General features: G+C 30.8%; 14 protein-coding genes. 7 read left to right on the top strand and 7 right to left on the bottom strand.

All coding sequences use genetic code 11. The features are described 5' to 3' along the window. Positions 1 to 10: 10 nt before the first annotated feature. The 3 genes from ACWJJ2_RS11620 to ACWJJ2_RS11610 all read right to left on the bottom strand — a co-directional run bounded on the left by ACWJJ2_RS11620 (position 11) and on the right by ACWJJ2_RS11610 (position 5,144). Positions 11 to 1,633 carry a PTS transporter subunit EIIC gene (locus tag ACWJJ2_RS11620; protein ID WP_216302333.1) on the bottom strand — a complete coding sequence of 541 codons (1,623 nt, stop codon included), beginning with the start codon at positions 1,631 to 1,633 and terminating at the stop codon, positions 11 to 13. A 68-nt stretch (positions 1,634 to 1,701) separates the two neighbouring features. Further along, positions 1,702 to 4,266 carry a glycoside hydrolase family 38 N-terminal domain-containing protein gene (locus ACWJJ2_RS11615; protein ID WP_462953284.1) on the bottom strand — a complete coding sequence of 855 codons (2,565 nt, stop codon included), beginning with the start codon at positions 4,264 to 4,266 and terminating at the stop codon, positions 1,702 to 1,704. A 155-nt stretch (positions 4,267 to 4,421) separates the two neighbouring features. Continuing rightward, positions 4,422 to 5,144 carry a MurR/RpiR family transcriptional regulator gene (locus ACWJJ2_RS11610; protein ID WP_165413641.1) on the bottom strand — a complete coding sequence of 241 codons (723 nt, stop codon included), beginning with the start codon at positions 5,142 to 5,144 and terminating at the stop codon, positions 4,422 to 4,424. 397 nt (positions 5,145 to 5,541) lie between these two features. Between ACWJJ2_RS11610 and ACWJJ2_RS11605 the strand changes: the two genes are divergently transcribed. Genes ACWJJ2_RS11605 through ACWJJ2_RS11595 form a run of 3 tightly spaced genes read left to right on the top strand, consistent with a single transcriptional unit; the run spans position 5,542 to position 7,133 of the window. Further along, positions 5,542 to 6,114: a GNAT family N-acetyltransferase gene (locus tag ACWJJ2_RS11605; protein WP_216302331.1), complete on the top strand. Its 573-nt coding sequence runs from the start codon at positions 5,542 to 5,544 to the stop codon at positions 6,112 to 6,114. Positions 6,115 to 6,136: 22 nt separating this feature from the next. Beyond that, positions 6,137 to 6,244, top strand: coding sequence for a LemA family protein (locus ACWJJ2_RS11600; protein WP_216302330.1), 108 nt, complete (start codon positions 6,137 to 6,139; stop codon positions 6,242 to 6,244). 10 nt (positions 6,245 to 6,254) lie between these two features. Next, positions 6,255 to 7,133 (top strand): TPM domain-containing protein, encoded by an 879-nt coding sequence (locus ACWJJ2_RS11595; RefSeq protein WP_216302329.1) that lies wholly within the window; start codon positions 6,255 to 6,257, stop codon positions 7,131 to 7,133. Positions 7,134 to 7,268: 135 nt separating this feature from the next. On the opposite strand, the gene ACWJJ2_RS11590 is transcribed toward ACWJJ2_RS11595, so the two are convergent. Continuing rightward, a complete protein-coding gene (locus tag ACWJJ2_RS11590; protein WP_462953283.1) occupies positions 7,269 to 7,868 on the bottom strand; it encodes a DUF4230 domain-containing protein in 600 nt (199 codons plus the stop codon). A 314-nt stretch (positions 7,869 to 8,182) separates the two neighbouring features. On the opposite strand from ACWJJ2_RS11590, the gene glgP reads away from it, so the two are divergent. The 4 genes from glgP (at position 8,183) to ACWJJ2_RS11570 (ending at position 13,144) form a co-directional block, all read left to right on the top strand. After that, on the top strand, positions 8,183 to 9,802 hold the full coding sequence (gene glgP / locus ACWJJ2_RS11585) for an alpha-glucan family phosphorylase (protein WP_220287261.1): 1,620 nt from the start codon (positions 8,183 to 8,185) through the stop codon (positions 9,800 to 9,802). Positions 9,803 to 10,281: 479 nt separating this feature from the next. After that, positions 10,282 to 10,437 carry a recombinase family protein gene (locus ACWJJ2_RS11580; RefSeq protein ID WP_220320379.1) on the top strand — a complete coding sequence of 52 codons (156 nt, stop codon included), beginning with the start codon at positions 10,282 to 10,284 and terminating at the stop codon, positions 10,435 to 10,437. Between the two features lie 217 nt (positions 10,438 to 10,654). After that, positions 10,655 to 11,215, top strand: a complete 561-nt coding sequence (locus tag ACWJJ2_RS11575; RefSeq protein ID WP_462952628.1) for a VanZ family protein — start codon at positions 10,655 to 10,657, stop codon at positions 11,213 to 11,215. Positions 11,216 to 11,782: 567 nt separating this feature from the next. Further along, positions 11,783 to 13,144 carry an NAD(P)/FAD-dependent oxidoreductase gene (locus ACWJJ2_RS11570; RefSeq protein ID WP_220287266.1) on the top strand — a complete coding sequence of 454 codons (1,362 nt, stop codon included), beginning with the start codon at positions 11,783 to 11,785 and terminating at the stop codon, positions 13,142 to 13,144. Positions 13,145 to 13,378: 234 nt separating this feature from the next. Here the strand turns inward: ACWJJ2_RS11570 and ACWJJ2_RS11565 are convergent, their stop codons facing one another. The 3 genes from ACWJJ2_RS11565 to ACWJJ2_RS11555 form a co-directional block, all read right to left on the bottom strand. Then, entirely contained in the window at positions 13,379 to 14,407 is a 1,029-nt protein-coding gene (locus tag ACWJJ2_RS11565; protein ID WP_216302323.1) for a branched-chain amino acid aminotransferase, read from the bottom strand. Positions 14,408 to 14,676: 269 nt separating this feature from the next. Next, a complete protein-coding gene (locus tag ACWJJ2_RS11560; RefSeq protein ID WP_462953282.1) occupies positions 14,677 to 14,820 on the bottom strand; it encodes a hypothetical protein in 144 nt (47 codons plus the stop codon). Between the two features lie 127 nt (positions 14,821 to 14,947). Further along, positions 14,948 to 15,586 carry a RusA family crossover junction endodeoxyribonuclease gene (locus ACWJJ2_RS11555; RefSeq protein WP_462953281.1) on the bottom strand — a complete coding sequence of 213 codons (639 nt, stop codon included), beginning with the start codon at positions 15,584 to 15,586 and terminating at the stop codon, positions 14,948 to 14,950. Between the last annotated feature and the right edge of the window lie 537 nt (positions 15,587 to 16,123).

The following is a 16,123-nucleotide window of genomic DNA, read 5'->3' as shown; positions in this document are numbered from 1 at the left end:
CCTATTTATATTATTTTACTGATTTTAAATTGTAAATATAATCATCTACCATGTTTCGTATTTTTGTAACTCTTCCCCCATAAACAATATGAATTGTATTTGGATCAGGAATAATTATACCATTTGGTTTTGTCTTTTTTATTAAATCCTTATTTATTTTTGAACCATCTTTTAACTCAACACGCAAACGTGAAATGCAGTTATCTACATCCACAATATTGTCAAGACCGCCTAGGCCTTCAACGATATTACGTGCTGAAATTTTATCATCACCAGTTAAAGCTTCTCCAGTTCCCGTTTCTTCTTCAGAATCTTCAAAGTCAGATTTACTTCTTCCAATTGTCATTACGTTGAATTTAGAAATAATAAAGCTAAATGAGAAATAATACATTGCAAAGAAAATCGGGCCTAAAAACAAGTAAATAACCCATTTCGTTTGTGCACCTTGTAATACTCCGAAAACAAACCAGTCAATAATTCCACCTTGAATATTTCCAATAGCAGCATGAAACATAGCAGGTACTAAAAATGAAAGACCTGCAAAAACAGAATTCACAATCCATAAGAGAGGAGAAATAAATATGAATGTAAATTCAATCGGTTCTGTAATTCCTGTTAGAATAGCCGCAGTTAAACCAGCTAAAAAGAATTTAATCACTTTGTCTCGTTTCTCTGGAAGAGCTTTACGGTAAATAGCATATACTACAGCTGGCATTCCAAATGCCATGTGTAAGATTTTACCTTGTGCTAAATACTGTGTTGCATTTGTTGAAAACTGTAAATTGTTATCTAGTTGATAAAGATAAATCTGCATTGCACCAACTAAATTATTCCCATCGATAGTCTCTATCCCACCTAATGCCGTAAAACGGAATGTTTGGTTTAAAATATGATGTAATCCTGTAGGATTGATGATCTTTTCTGTAAACCCATAAAGGAAAACTCCAAATAGTCCTGCTTCACTGATAAGTTTTCCTGTGGAAATAATTGCTGCATTAATCGCTGGCCAAACAAATGCTAGTATCATACCCACAATTACCATGATAAGTGCTGAGATAATTGGAACAAATCGCTTACCACTATAAAATGATAAGGCTGGATGTAATTCCGTTTTTCTGAATTTATTATGGATTAGAACTCCCATAAGACCTGCTATAATACCGCCAATCACATTCATGTTATAGACAAATATTCCAAGCATATTTGTAAATAATGAATTCTTCAAGATTGCATCCACTTGACTCATTGATTTATTTGCCGTTAAATATTCAACAGTTGTTGTTAATGGTGTAAGTCCTTGCACGCTTAAAATATAACTTATACCAACAAGCATTGCAATATAGCCAACAACTGCAGAAAACACTGCAACTTCTTTATCACGTTTTACCATTCCAAGTGGGATTGCCATAGCAAACAATAAAGGAAGTTGTGCAAATGGCAGTCCGGATACTTTACGGATAAGTCCTAAAAAGATTTGTAATGGCTCATTTCCTAAAAAAGGTATCGCTTTAATAATGTTTGGATTCTGAAGCGCTGCAGCCAGCCCCAAAAATATTGCCATAAAGGACAATAAAGAAATTGGAAATAATAATGACTTCCCAAAGCTTTGAAAATTCTTCTTAAAATTTGACATTTAATAGCCCCCTAATATTTAGGTTAATTTTAAATTTATGTTATTAATTAGTTATAACTAAAAGAATTCTATTTTTTAATTATAATGTTTAAAATTTCTTGTGGTTTAATAGTGTAGGCTGTTATTTTCTCTAATTTGTTTTCGGTTGGAGTTGCTAAGTAAGTTTCTTCTGTGAAAACAAGTGAAACATTCTCATCCTTAGGGTTAAACATCCGTATAAAAAGATCATTTGTTTGTTCTGTAAGTTTTAATGCAGATACAACGCATCCATTTAAATCCAAATTTAAACTTGTATTAATATTGGTTGTAAACCTAGGTATATTAACATTAAAACGATTAAATTCCTTTAATTGATACCCCATAATAGGAGTTAAAAATTCTTTTCCTTCAAAGGCTTTATTAACCTTTGGCTTATGGAAAGTAAATGCTAAGTTAAATGTAAATTTCTGATTTTGGAGTTGATTATCAGGTGTTTCAATTTCAATGCCTGAAGGTCTTCCTGGCCGATTTATAAGTTCACGTTTTCCAAGGTGGGAAAAGCATCTAAAGAGTGTAATATAAATGTTTTTATCGTAAACCTCATATTCTTTTAATCCATAAGCAAAAATAGTTCCTTGCTTATCTTCATTTTCTAAAGAAATATAGGATTGAAAAGTTTCAATAGAGACAGGTTTTTCCACCCATTTTTCTTCTTTCCAAACTGAAAGTTCTTTATGGTTATACACAGGCTTTTTAACAACAGATAAATGAGAATCTACCTGGACTGTATCGGAAACAATCTCTGTATTAAATACCAATCGATATCTGGCATCCATGGCCATATTGGTATGCCTTATTTGCACATAACCTTTTGCATCTCCCTTATATAAGGTTATGTTAACTTCAAAACATACCTCTGTGCTAAGCTTGCCTTCTGCTCTTTCATTAAGGTCATTTGGTACAATATAATTAAGCTTACATTTTAGTACTTCTAAATTACTATCTTTGATGGTGGTAATATTTGTAATGTTAACATTTTGATGATTTATAAGTATATCTTTGTGTGGCGGTGAATAATCATAACTATCACCTGCATCACCACTATTCTCAATGGAAATTACATTTTGTACAACTTCACCGGTAGATTTATTTTTCAATGATATTGTATTTTCCTGAACTAGCAGTTCATAAAATTCATTTTCAATGGACTCATCATTGTTTATATTTACCTGCTTATTCCCCTCAAGGTCTTTATAACTTAAATAGCGAATACTAAGCCCATCTATTTCATTTATTTTTGCTTTTACTTTACTTTTATAGACTTTTATATCCAATAAGCGAGCAGCCACTTGACGATCAATAAGTCCCGCATCAACCAATTCTTGTTCTAATAACACATATTCAATATGATTACTTTCTTCATCTAGGATCTCGAAATTACTTGAACGGGTAATCAATTCAATTTCTACAAATTGATCTTTTCTTAAATGCGGTAAAAAGTTGTAAATTGTAATAGTTTTTTCATCTTGATTCTTATTTCCTAAAGAAATTAACCTCATATACAACTCAGTTTGTGTATCCACGGCCTCTTTCACATTTAGTAATCTTTTCTTAATATCTTGATTTACATAATCTGAATTACAACCGCCTATACTATCATGAGCATGAGCGCCAAACATCTGTTTATAACATTTAGCGAATAGTGCATGAGGGTAGTCTAATTTTAAATGCGATGCTAAAACTGCTAAAGGTTCTAAAATATTGTACATTTTATATTCAATTTCAGTATTAAGTAGCTTAATATCCATTCTTGTAGAATTGATGGTTCGATGAATTCGTGCATGCTTGCTATGGATAAGCTCTCCTTCTACAACTTCAAGCTTACAATCCCTTAAAGAATCTACGTAACTCTCAAAATCACTAACGCTTATATTATCGTCGGGATATATTTTTTTTAAGTGTTTTATAATAAGATGTATATCTTTTTGGATAGGCATCTGATCGTGACCGTTCATAACAAGCCTGGCATTACCTGCACTGTAGTTATCTAGTACCTCTAGAATTTTCCCCGTACGCTGCTTCAAAGCATCATAATCAGACTCTAAATATTTGGCTCCTTGATAACCAGTGGCAAGATTAATTCCATAAATTCTACTTCCATCAATTCCTTCCCAAATAAAGTCTGATTTTGGGGCCATTAATTCACTGAACCCTCGCCAAAAGACTGTACTTTCAATACCAAACTGTTTGTAAATCTGTGGCATCTGACTGGAATGCCCAAAAGTGTCTGGCGCATACCCAACTTTCATCGCGTCTCCATATTTAAGTGCGGTTTTAATCCCATAATATAAATTACGAATTATTGATTCTCCATGGACAATCAGTAAGTCTGTTTGGGTGTACCATGGTCCAGTGCGAAGCTGATTTGACTGTACTACCGCCCTTAACCGATCCTCCCATTCTGGTGCCACCTCCAAAAAATCATCTATCATGACACTTTGACCGTCTAATATATATATAATATCTTCATGTTCCTCTAAAAACTGAATTACTTCCTGGAAATGGTTTCTGAGCAGCACCTGTGTTTCATCTTTTGTAAAATACCATTCACGATCCCAATGCGTATGCATAAGTATCTTTATATCTCTTTTCATTGTGACCCTCCTACTGCGATGTAATTCTTTACATTTTCATTATACGACGTTTTATTACCTTGTTATCTCCAAGTTTACGGATAATTATACATAAAATTGTGCAAAAAAAAACATAGTAGTGGTTCTACTATGTGAAAAGACTACAATTCATTTTTTTATAATACCTTGGCTATTTGATCAATAAGCTCATTTACCATAATAATCATATGAATTTGTTGTTCCCTAGAAATACCATCTAGTTTATCCATATTAACTTCATGGTAAAAAACACCATCACTAATTTGAGCAAGGCTACTATCTTTTTTAGTAATTGATACCAGCTGCATATTGTAACTCTTAGCTTTCCTTGCTATTTGATTTATCCTAAGAGTTTCCCCAGAGCTTGAAAAAATAACAATTACATAATCCTTAAATTGATCAAGCATTTTTATTTCGCTAACAAATACTGTAGGAATTCCGAGGTATAATAGCTGTCTTTGAAAATATTTAGCTGAAATTTCTGATCCTCCAAGACCATAAATCAATAATTTCACATAACTCCCTTTGAAATATTTAATAATATCTTTTGCACTTTCGAAATTTATTTTTTCTAGAAAAAATTCTGTTTTATTAATACGCTCTTGACTGTGAGTTTCGATAAATGATAGATCTTCTTTAATTGCATACTTCAGTTCACTATAACCATTAAACCCTAAAGTTTTGCATGCACGATTAATGGTTGCTTGCGATGTAAAACTTTTCTCACTTAGTTCTATAACTGACAACCGAGGGATAGAATTAAAATGCTTTTCTAAATAGTCAAATACTGCCTCTTCACTTTTAGAAATTTTATTAATAAACCTACGCTCTTTCAATTTATGAATCACTTTATACTGCAAAGCTCTCCTCCTCTAATCTTCCACCCACCTGGTTCGTGTTCTTTCTTATTAAAATGGAAGCTCCTCATCACTTATTTCATTATTTTCAACTAACCCATTTTCAAAAGCCTGCTCACATGTTATACCAAAAGGAAACCCAATAAAAGTATATCATACTATACTCAAACATCGCACATGTAAAAATTTGATAATTATCTTTAAATACTGTCGCAAAATATAAAATTCATAGTTTTGTGACATCAAATAATGCCAACAAAAAAGGTTTACTTTTGTGACATTTATAGGTTTGTAAAAACAGTATATAATGGTATAATATTCTTAGAAGCTATGTCTGATTGGTATTGTATTATTACATAATGGTAGAAAAACACAAATTGTATATAATGAGGTGCAGAACATGATTGATTATAGTGAAATTATAAAAGAGAACTCTATCTTAGAATCAAACAGATTAATTCTGAGACCATTTTCTATAGAGGATGTAGATGATGTATTCTTATATACCAGTGATGATATTGTAACAAAATATTTAACATGGCCGTCGTATAAGGATATATCACAAACTGAGGACGTAGTAAAAAAAATTTATATAGGTAAAATTGGAGTTTTTGCAATTGAATTAAAATCAGAGCATAAATGTATTGGATGCATTGATTTAAGACTATGTATTCAACATAATAAAGCAAGTTTTGGGTATGTATTGAATAGGAAATATTGGAACAATAATTACATGTCAGAGGTGTTAAGTTTAATATTAGACCTTTCATTTTCAAAATTGGAATTGAATCGCATTGAAGCTACACATTATGTAGGAAATGAAGGTTCGGGTCGTGTTATGCAGAAATGTGGAATGAAATATGAAGGAACAGGTCTACAGGAAGTAAAGGTTAAAGGTACTTTTTATGACGTTGTTCATTATGCAATTTTAAGAGAACATTGGATTAATCCAACACAAGTTCAAAACTTATAAATAGAAATTACAAACTAAGAAGTTGTTTCCTAACTCCATTATTGCAGGGGTTTTTAGATTTGATGAAAAGACATATTATAAGGCTAGTGAATCAGCTAAAGAATTACCAAAAGTTGATTTTAATAAATAGGAGTTACAATATGAAGAATTATTTAATGAAATTAATTAGGAAGATTTATGATATTCCATGGAGAATACTTAACAAAGAAAAGATTAAGATGAGAATTATCTTTGTAGGTATGATAAGTATATTTTTACTGAGTCAAATAACAGCGATGAAGCTAGTGAATGCAGAGACCGAATATCCTAAAGCTACAGAATTGAAATATGTTAATGATTACGGTAAAGTGATAGATAGTAAATCAGCAGAATATATTTTGTCCATAGGTAAAGAATTAGAAGCTAAAACAGGTGCGCAGGCTACTGTTGTAGTTATAGATTCACTGCAGGGAGAAACTATAGAATCTTATGCTACTGGCATTTTTAGAAGCTTTGGTATTGGACAAAAATATAAAAATAATGGATTATTAATTCTATTATCAATGGAAGAAAAAAAGTGGAGAGTGGAGGTAGGCACAGGTCTAGAAGGGGCGGTTACGGATATATATTCCTCAAGTGTTATGAATGATTTTGCAGTTCCCAAATTCAAGGAAAATCAATATGGAGAAGGTCTTCGTGCAGCATATTCAGCTCTAGCAGATAATATAGCTAAAGAATACAATGTAAAACTAGATAAGGACGTTAATGTTCCACAATATGTTGGAGACTCAAATGTCTTTGAAGACTCAAATGTACTTGAAAGCTCAGATCTTGTTGAAAGGGGTAAGAAAAGCCTGGTAATAGGATTTTTTGCATTATGGCTTTTTCAATTTGTTCGTAATATAGGGAACGGTGATGGCTTCGGAGGAGGTTCATCAAGTGATGGAGGATCTTTTGGAGACTTCGGAGGTTCTGGAGATGACTCCGGAGGCTTTGGAGGCGGTTCATCTAGTGGGGGAGGATCTTCTGGAGGATGGTAATATAATGATTTTGTAAAATTAAACATTAAAAAGCAGAAAAACAATGTGTTTTCTGCTTTTTTATAATTAGAAATAATTACTATTAAATTTTAGGAGTCTCATATGCGCCTCATATGGATGTATCCTTTTTATTTTTCATTTGAAAATTATTGTTACATTTTTAAAACCCATATTTGATAGCATGCCTTGTAAAAGTAATTTAGTATTAGCATTAGCGCTATCTAAAAATCCTGTTTTTATTAAATCAGCTTCAACCTTAACTTTTTCATTACTGATTTCGTTTATCATATCTTGCATACTAAGCTTGTTAAACATTGAGGATTTTTCATCATAAATGAATAAGTCTTTACTATTTATTACATGATCTAAGATTTTAGCTTTTTTTAAAGTTATAGTAACGCTATCATTAGTGACAAGAACATCTAAATCTTTTAAATCTACTCCAGCTTTAATATAGCCATTGTATTTTATTAAAAATGATTTTTCAGTAAATGGAATAGAGTAATCTTTTAATTTTTTATTATCTCTTAGAGATATTATGTTTGAATAATTATACCTTAATGTAGAAAGTTCTGAAATTTTAGATAATCTTTCCGATATAAGGGTAGAAGTTATAGATTTATCATTATTAAATTTGATTATAATCGAATTAATCATTATTACCCCGATTATTAATATTAAAAAAATAAATTTATTTTTACGATTTAGGGGGTTAAAGGCGGATTTTAAATTCATACTAACACAACTCCTTATAATATGTGGTGATAACGATTAAAGGGAATCTTAGAATTAAATAATAAGTACAGTTATTGTATTATATGGTACTAAAGCATAGTTTTAAAACTAGAAATTCAAAAAAAACTGAGGAACCTTAATAAAGTATTTTTAGGAAAATATGTTTTTTGTGCAAACGCGTGCATTAAACTAAAAAATTATGTATAATGATTATAAAAGATACAATTACAACAAATACAAAAGAAAACAACCAATTAAAAATTAAATTTAATTTTTAATTGGTTAGTGCTAAAAAAGTATAGGAGGGAAAATTAATGGATATTAACAATCTTCCAAGAGTTGCTTATTTTTGTATGGAGTATGGACTACAATCAGACTTTAAAACTTATGCAGGCGGACTAGGAATACTTGCAGGTGACCATTTAAAAGGAGCTAAAGATTTAAATCTACCACTAGTGGGAATAGGTCTCAAGTGGAAACAAGGGTATACTGAGCAACTTGTAGATGAAAATGGAAAAGTATACGATACATATCATAATTATAATTATGATTTTTTAAAGGATACAGGGGTAAAAGTAACTGTTAAAATCAGAAATTTGGATGTAGTGTGTAAGGTTTGGAAATTAGAGGAATTTGGGAATAACCCAATATACCTTTTAGATACTGATATACCGGAAAATGGTGACAATTGGATAACTGGACAGTTGTATGGATGGTTTGGAGAAGAAAGAATTGCTCAAGAAATGGTGCTAGGTATTGGTGGAGTAAAAGCTTTGAGGGCATTGGAAATTCCTATAAATGTATACCATTTCAATGAAGGGCATGCGGCACTCGCGGCTACAGAGCTTATTAAAGAAAAAATGCAATCAGGATATAGTTTTGAGGAGTCTTGGAGTAAAACACGTGAGGAAGTAGTATTTACAACTCACACTCCAATAGTTGAAGGTAATGAATCTCATGATGTTTCCAAATTAGAGTACATGGGAGCATTTAATGGATTAACTAGGCAGCAAATGATTAGATTTGGTGGAGAACCATTTAATATGACAATAGCAGGACTTAGGCTTTCAAGAAAGGCTAATGCCGTAGCTCAACTCCACATGGAAACTGCAAATAAAATGTGGAAAACAGTTGCTGGAAGGCCATCTATTATTGGGATAACTAATGGAATTCATAAACCTACTTGGGTAGATAATCGAATCACTAAGGCATATGAAAATAATGGAGACCTATGGGGTACCCATATAACTGTTAAAAAGGAATTAATAGCATTTATTAAAGAAAGAACGGCCATAACGCTTGATCCGGATAAGTTACTTATCGGATTTGCAAGAAGAGCTGCACCGTATAAGAGAAGCGATTTGATATTTACTGATGAAGAAATTATTTCTCCATTACTCCAAAGTGGAAAAGTTCAAATCGTATTCTCAGGAAAAGCTCATCCACTTGATGATACAGGAAAAGAAATAGTAGCAAAGCTTGTAAGGATGATGAAGAAGTATCCAAATAGCGTAGTGTTTTTAGAAAATTATGACATGAATATAGGAAGGATGCTAACTAGGGGCTCGGATGTTTGGTTGAATAATCCAAGGAGACCTTTAGAAGCTAGTGGCACTTCGGGAATGAAGGCTGCGATGAATGGTGTACTTAACTGCTCTATTCTAGATGGGTGGTGGCCGGAAGCTTGCAAGGACGGTGTAAATGGATGGCAGTTTGGAGATGCAGTGGGTCTTGATGATTTATCAGAAGTAGAATTAGATAAACATGATACAGAAGCTCTTTATGATACTTTAATAAATAGGGTTATGACTACCTATTATGAAAATAGAGAAAAGTGGATAGAGATGATGAAAGAAAGTATTAAAACTACAAGCTATGAATTTTCAGTAGAGAGAATGTTAGACGAATACTATAACAAGATGTATATAAAATAAAATATAAAAACAACTTTAAAACTATTTACAGTCTCTTCAAAATGAAATTTTTAAGGAATGGGAAATAGACTCAATGTGAAAGTAACACAATTAGTATTGTGTTACTTTCAGTTTGAATGTTACTTAATAATAATATTTGATATTATTATGTAATATATTACTTTTAAGTACACAGGGATGCCGTACTGCCTCATATTAACAGGCTAATATACCTTTTCGGGGGGGCGGGTACAGCCAACATACGGGTAAAAATAGGCCACATGATGGAAGTAATATCCAACATGTGGCTATATATTGTTTTATAAGTGTTGCAACAAGCCTATTTCTATTTGAAACATTTCATATGTCCTTTTTATAACCCCAGTGAAACATATTTTAATAGTGTCATTAGGTACGCCCTATTGGTATAATTGATTAGTAATGGTAAAATAAGTATTTGGACTGTCCCATAAGACTTGTATCAGAATGGAGGCGGACATTTGAGAAAAATAGGATATGTTCGTGTAAGCTCACAGGACCAAAATGAAGAAAGACAAATTAAACAATTAAATGAAATTGGAGTAGATATTATTTATCAAGAAAAAATATCTGGAGCAACTTTGGATAGAGAGAAACTTAAGAATATTACTATATAATTCTATTTTAATCCATTTTTAATGATTTTTTATAGTATATAAAAATCATTACTACCGTAATATATCCTTCAACTATTGCAAAATGCATTTCTCTGTTGTAATATATACACTATCAGAAAAATAATAGCGTTTAAATAATAAATAAAATTTTTGTTATTCCTAATTTAAGGATATATAAATATAACAAGAATTGTTTAGATAATAGATAGGAGTAACTATGATAGAAATATATTACTATACGATTGTTATGATTGTTATAGCAACCTGGATAATAAGTAGAATTATAATTAATTCTAAAAATAAGCAAATTAATTGGAAATATGAACTTAAAAGAGCGTTTATATTCTTTTGTGTAGCTGTAATACTAAGATTTACTTTCTTTCCTTTTGATTTAGTCAATGGTCATATACAGCCACTTACTTTGGAAATGAATAAAATTTATCCATTCAGAATAAATTTTATTCCATTAGTTAATCTTTTTGATTATGAAGGCTCTATCCGAGATACACTGATTAATGTAATTGGAAATACTGCTATGTTTATCCCTATCGGTATCATAATACCTCTTACATTTTCAAAATTAGATAGTTTTTCAAAAGTGATTACAATAGGCTTTATTACTTCCTTAATCATTGAAATAATGCAACTTCCATTTATTGGTAGGGTATCTGATATTGATGATCTTATTTTAAATACAGTTGGATGTGGTATCGGATTTGCGTTCTATTATTTAGCTCATAGAGTTAAACAATATTATACTAAGAAACTAAGACTGTAAGTTCATTAGTATTGTAGAAAATATTGGTATATGTCCTAAAACCCCTCTTATTTTACAATTTAGGGAATAGTTAAAACGAAAAAGAGTGTATCCATTGAAATTAATTACTTTCATGAGGTACACTCTTTTTTTGTTCTCTCGTTTTCCATGAAACTTTATTTTTTAAACTTTTCCAAATTCTACTGGAACCAAAACGGCAATAGAATTACCATATTAGCCTATATTTATTACAACTACCATCTCCTTCGATAAAACAGTTCTTTGCATCAGCTTCATTTCTATAATACTTTGAAAATATTACTTTATAAATCAAATCATGTTAATATAAATAAGGGATTTATAAATTAACATGATTTTTAATTTGCATTGGGGGGCCTCTATGAAACGATACATACTATATATGTATAGTCTCAGTCTACTTAGTTTACACTCATATATCTAAAAAACAAAGAAAAGTTAGATGCCGTGAAACCAAAATTTAACTGCATAATTGGTGCCTAATTGACAATATCGGGTACAGCCCCCTAATATTAAAATATTTTTAAGAGATATGAAAGGAATAAATATATGTATGATATTACTATAGTAGGGTCAGGAGTTAGTGGGATGTTCCTCGCATATACTCTGGTACAGACAAAATCAAAATTAAAAATACTGATGATAGAAAAGGGAAGAAAATTTATAGACAGGGTATGTCCAATGGAAAACGGATTAAGCAAAAGATGTATCCATTGTAAACCATGTAATAAATTTCAAGGTTTTGGTGGTATGGGTAGGTCTGAGGGAAAATTTAATTACACTAATGATTTTGGTGGTTATTTAGGTGAAAAAATAGGAAACAGAACTGCACTAGAATTAATGGAATGTATTGATAATATCTTATGTCTATTTGGTGCAGACACAGTTAAATTATATAGTACAGAGAATGAAGAACTTAGTAGAAGAGTAAAAGAGAAAAATTATAATATACTAACTACAAAAGTAAGACATTTAGGAACAGCATTGTCTTATGGAATTTTAAATAAAATGTATTCACATCTTAAGGATAAGGTAGATATTAAGTTTGAGTTAGATATAACTTCTATAGATAAAATGAATAATGTATTTAACTTGAATAGTAAAGAAAATGTTTTCCAGTCTAAGATAGTTATATTAGCTACAGGTATAAGTGGAGGAGCGGAATTTCTGAAATATTGTCAAGCTTTTAATATTGAGCCCTATAGAAAAAGGCTGGATTTAGGGGTAAGGGTTGAAATGAAGGGTGATCAGTTAGACTCTATTCTTAAAGATTCTTTTGAAATTAAGATTAATTACAAAGGTGATGGATTTGAAGCTACAACTTATTGTATGAATCCTAAAGGAAAAGTAATCAAAAAGTTTCAAAAAGGCATCGTAATGGCTGATGGTCAAAATTATCTTGAAACAGACAGTCCGAGTTGTAACTTAAATTTTTCTATTCTTGTACCAAAATATTTTTCTTGTTTTATTGAGGCGAACGAATATGCCACAAGTATAATAAAATCTATAAATAAAGATAGAGAAAGAATAGTACTTCAAAGATTTGAGGATTTAATAAATAATAGGGCAACTACAAAAGAACAACTTACTAAAAATAGTATTCAGCCGTCGATTGAAGGTGAGGGTGGAAATCTATATAATGAAATTCCGAAGATTTATATAGATGCACTATTAAAAATTATTAAATCAATAGAAGATATAATAGGAAAAGAGATTTCTGAAGACACTTTATTATATGGAATTGATGCAAAATTTTATGAACCTGAAATTAGTACTAATGAATATTTTGAGACCAAACAAGAGGGACTTTATGTTTTAGGAGATTGTTCAGGAACAACCTATTCTTTATCACAGGCGGCTGCAAGCGCAGTATATCTCGGTAGGTATTTGTTAAACAATAATAATAAATAATAAGATACAAAAGGGTTTGTAATAACATTTTATATAGTTTAAAACGTATCTATAGGATTATGAATAAATATGACCTCTTTAAAATATCTTTCGAAATATTTGACATAAAAATACTCCTCCTACAATTTTTGATAATTAGCTTATCTCAATTATTGGCAAGAAAGAGTACTTTTTATTCTGTTTACACAAAATTACTTACAGGCCCTTTTGAAGTTGTTTTTTGTTATAAAATGATTATTTTACTTCCACAATCCAGCCTTCAGGAGATTTTATTTCTCCAAATTGGATTCCGTAAAGAGTATCATAAAGCTTTGTAGTAACTGGGCCCACTTCTGTCTCGCTGTGGAAAACATGAAGTTTACCGTTATATTCTATACCACCAATAGGCGTTATTACAGCAGCAGTTCCACAAGCACCTGCTTCTTTAAATTCACTAAGAGTACTTATTGCGACATCTCTTTCTTGTACTTCCATTTTTAAATATTCTTTTGCAAGATAAAGTAATGAGCGCTTAGTTATGCTAGGAAGTATTGATGGTGATTTTGGGGTTACAAATATATTATCATTTGTAATTCCAAAGAAGTTTGCAGAACCAACTTCTTCGATGGTGGTATGAGTTGCTGGATCAAGGTAGACACAGTCAGCAAATCCTTTTTCTTTAGCTTTTTCATAGGCAAGAAGGCTTGCAGCATAGTTTCCTCCAACTTTTACATTGCCTGTTCCATAAGGGGCGGCTCTATCATAGTCATCAGATGTCATAAAGTTTACTGGGGCTAGTCCTCCTTTGAAGTAAGCGCCTACAGGGCAACAGAATATTCCAAATAAAAATTCAGGAGCTGTACTTACGCCAAGGTTATCCCCAATACCTATCATATAAGGTCTAAGATAAAGTGTTGCTCCGGTTCCATATGGTGGAACAAATTTTTCGTTTGCTTTAACAACTTGGATACATGCATCAACAAATTTTTCAACGGGGATCTCAGGCATGAGAACGCGTGAACAACTGTTCATCAAACGCTTGGCGTTTTCGTAAGGTCTAAACAATTGGATATTGCCTTTTTTTGTACGATAAGCTTTTAATCCTTCAAAACATTGTTGGCCATAATGAAGAGCGGTTGAAGCTTCACTTATACAAAGTTTGTTATCTTCAACTAGTTTTCCGTCATCCCATTTGCCATTATTCCATATTGAAATATAACGTAAGTCTGTCTTGCTATAAGTAAAACCTAATTTATTCCAATCGATGTTAACATTTGCGGTCATATTAATCCCCCTATTTTGTAATTGGTTTTTATTTAAACGATGGTTTATACAACAGTATAAATATAATATTAAATTCTAAATGTTGTAAAAATTCGTATAAGATAGAATATGAGTATTATTGTAACATAAAATATGTACGGCTATAGCTTTTTCAGTATTTTCAGTATTTTAATAAGCTAAATTTAAAATATTTAAAGAATGAATAAAAAGTTGCATTAATGCAACTTTTTATTCATTCTTTAAATGTTTATTTTGAGATGATTAAGTTATTAATTTGACACTTCGGGAATATTATTTTTATCTTTACTCTTACTGCTACTAATATCATTTATAGATTGAAAACTTGTGCTGTTTTCCATATTAGCTATTGCGTCATTAACTTTTTTGTTTTTAGTCTTTTTATTTCTGTTCATGAGTTATATCTCCCTTCATATTTTTGTAGTAGGTATATTAATAGCATAGCCAGATTTTTTTGTAATATGTATGTGTAAATAGTAAAAGCTCAAACCATTTTACAAGTTAGAATGGTTTGAGCTTTTACTAAAATGATTTTTTGAAGCAGTTTTTGCATATAGTAGTTTTACCCTTATTGGCTGAAATGCATTCATCCTTTGACACCGGCTTTCTACATATTTCACATATTAGTTTTGACGTAGAGCTGTTAAGAGCCACAGATTTTGGCTTATTTACTTTAGCACCTATGGTGTTTTTTTTATTTGAGGGTGGATCGTAATTTATAGGTTGCTGTTTTTCTTTTTTTTCAACTATTGCGTAATTCATAGCATATGTACTTTCAGCAAAAAGTTCTAATTCAAATCTAGGATTTTCTTTATCATAAAACTCCTCAATAATAAGTCTTGTAACTTGGGCATCATTTACTATAAGACCACTTTTCTCTATACCATCGAAAATGCTTTTAGTTATGTTGTTTGTATCAGGATGCCTTTTTATACTTTTATAATATACTTTTAGAACAGCAATAAGGGATTCTGTTAAAAAAATATTACAGTTTTGGATTCTGCATTGATAAGCAATCTCTTCCTCATACAGAGCGTATCTATCATGGTACTTCCCGGAATTATAAGGTAAAATAGCTCTGCCATTCATGTTGAAAAGTTTAAAATTAGATTTTGAAATAGGTGAGCCTTTTATTATGACCTTTGCGTAGGTGTTACTCATATGTCCCTCCTAGGATCTATCTTAAATAGATAATAACTAATAGCCATATTCAAAAAAGTTTGAATATTTGATTTGTTATTTTTTGATGACTTAATTGAACTTTCTATAATATAATCATATATGCAATTATATCATAGAAAGATAGATACTTAGTTTAAATCTATTTATGTACACTTAAGTAAGTAAGTGAGTACACTTAAGTAAGTAAGTGAGTACACGTAAGTGAGTACACTTGGAAATGCATATAAAAATTTGATATGCTAAAGTTAATAAAGTATAATTAATTTATGTTATTAACAGATGTAAACATTCATTGAACATAAAGTTCTTAGGATGTTTTTATGAATATAGAGAAAAAATTATATAAAGTATATTAAAGGAATATAGTGTAGGTAATTAGACCGTATTTATAGTATTCCATGATACATTCTTATATAGATATAAGACGATAAGTACTAAATATATAGTTTGAACTATTATAGTATTTATAGTAAACTATACGTAGAATATAATCGAATTATAGGAGTGCATATAGAA

It is taken from the genome of Clostridium sp. CM039, assembly GCF_055081075.1.
The sequence above is the reverse complement of the archived record's forward strand: the minus strand, read 5'-3'. Positions and strand labels throughout refer to the sequence as shown.

Excerpts from the sequence above, each read along its gene's own strand:
- ACWJJ2_RS11620 (WP_216302333.1), bottom strand. The coding sequence starts at position 1,633 with ATGTCAAATTTTAAGAAGAATTTTCAAAGCTTTGGGAAGTCATTATTA.
- ACWJJ2_RS11615 (WP_462953284.1), bottom strand. The coding sequence starts at position 4,266 with ATGAAAAGAGATATAAAGATACTTATGCATACGCATTGGGATCGTGAA.
- ACWJJ2_RS11605 (WP_216302331.1), top strand. The coding sequence starts at position 5,542 with ATGATTGATTATAGTGAAATTATAAAAGAGAACTCTATCTTAGAATCA.
- ACWJJ2_RS11595 (WP_216302329.1), top strand. The coding sequence starts at position 6,255 with ATGAAGAATTATTTAATGAAATTAATTAGGAAGATTTATGATATTCCA.
- ACWJJ2_RS11590 (WP_462953283.1), bottom strand. The coding sequence starts at position 7,868 with ATGAATTTAAAATCCGCCTTTAACCCCCTAAATCGTAAAAATAAATTT.
- glgP (WP_220287261.1), top strand. The coding sequence starts at position 8,183 with ATGGATATTAACAATCTTCCAAGAGTTGCTTATTTTTGTATGGAGTAT.
- ACWJJ2_RS11575 (WP_462952628.1), top strand. The coding sequence starts at position 10,655 with ATGATAGAAATATATTACTATACGATTGTTATGATTGTTATAGCAACC.
- ACWJJ2_RS11570 (WP_220287266.1), top strand. The coding sequence starts at position 11,783 with ATGTATGATATTACTATAGTAGGGTCAGGAGTTAGTGGGATGTTCCTC.
- ACWJJ2_RS11565 (WP_216302323.1), bottom strand. The coding sequence starts at position 14,407 with ATGACCGCAAATGTTAACATCGATTGGAATAAATTAGGTTTTACTTAT.
- ACWJJ2_RS11560 (WP_462953282.1), bottom strand. The coding sequence starts at position 14,820 with ATGAACAGAAATAAAAAGACTAAAAACAAAAAAGTTAATGACGCAATA.
- ACWJJ2_RS11555 (WP_462953281.1), bottom strand. The coding sequence starts at position 15,586 with ATGAGTAACACCTACGCAAAGGTCATAATAAAAGGCTCACCTATTTCA.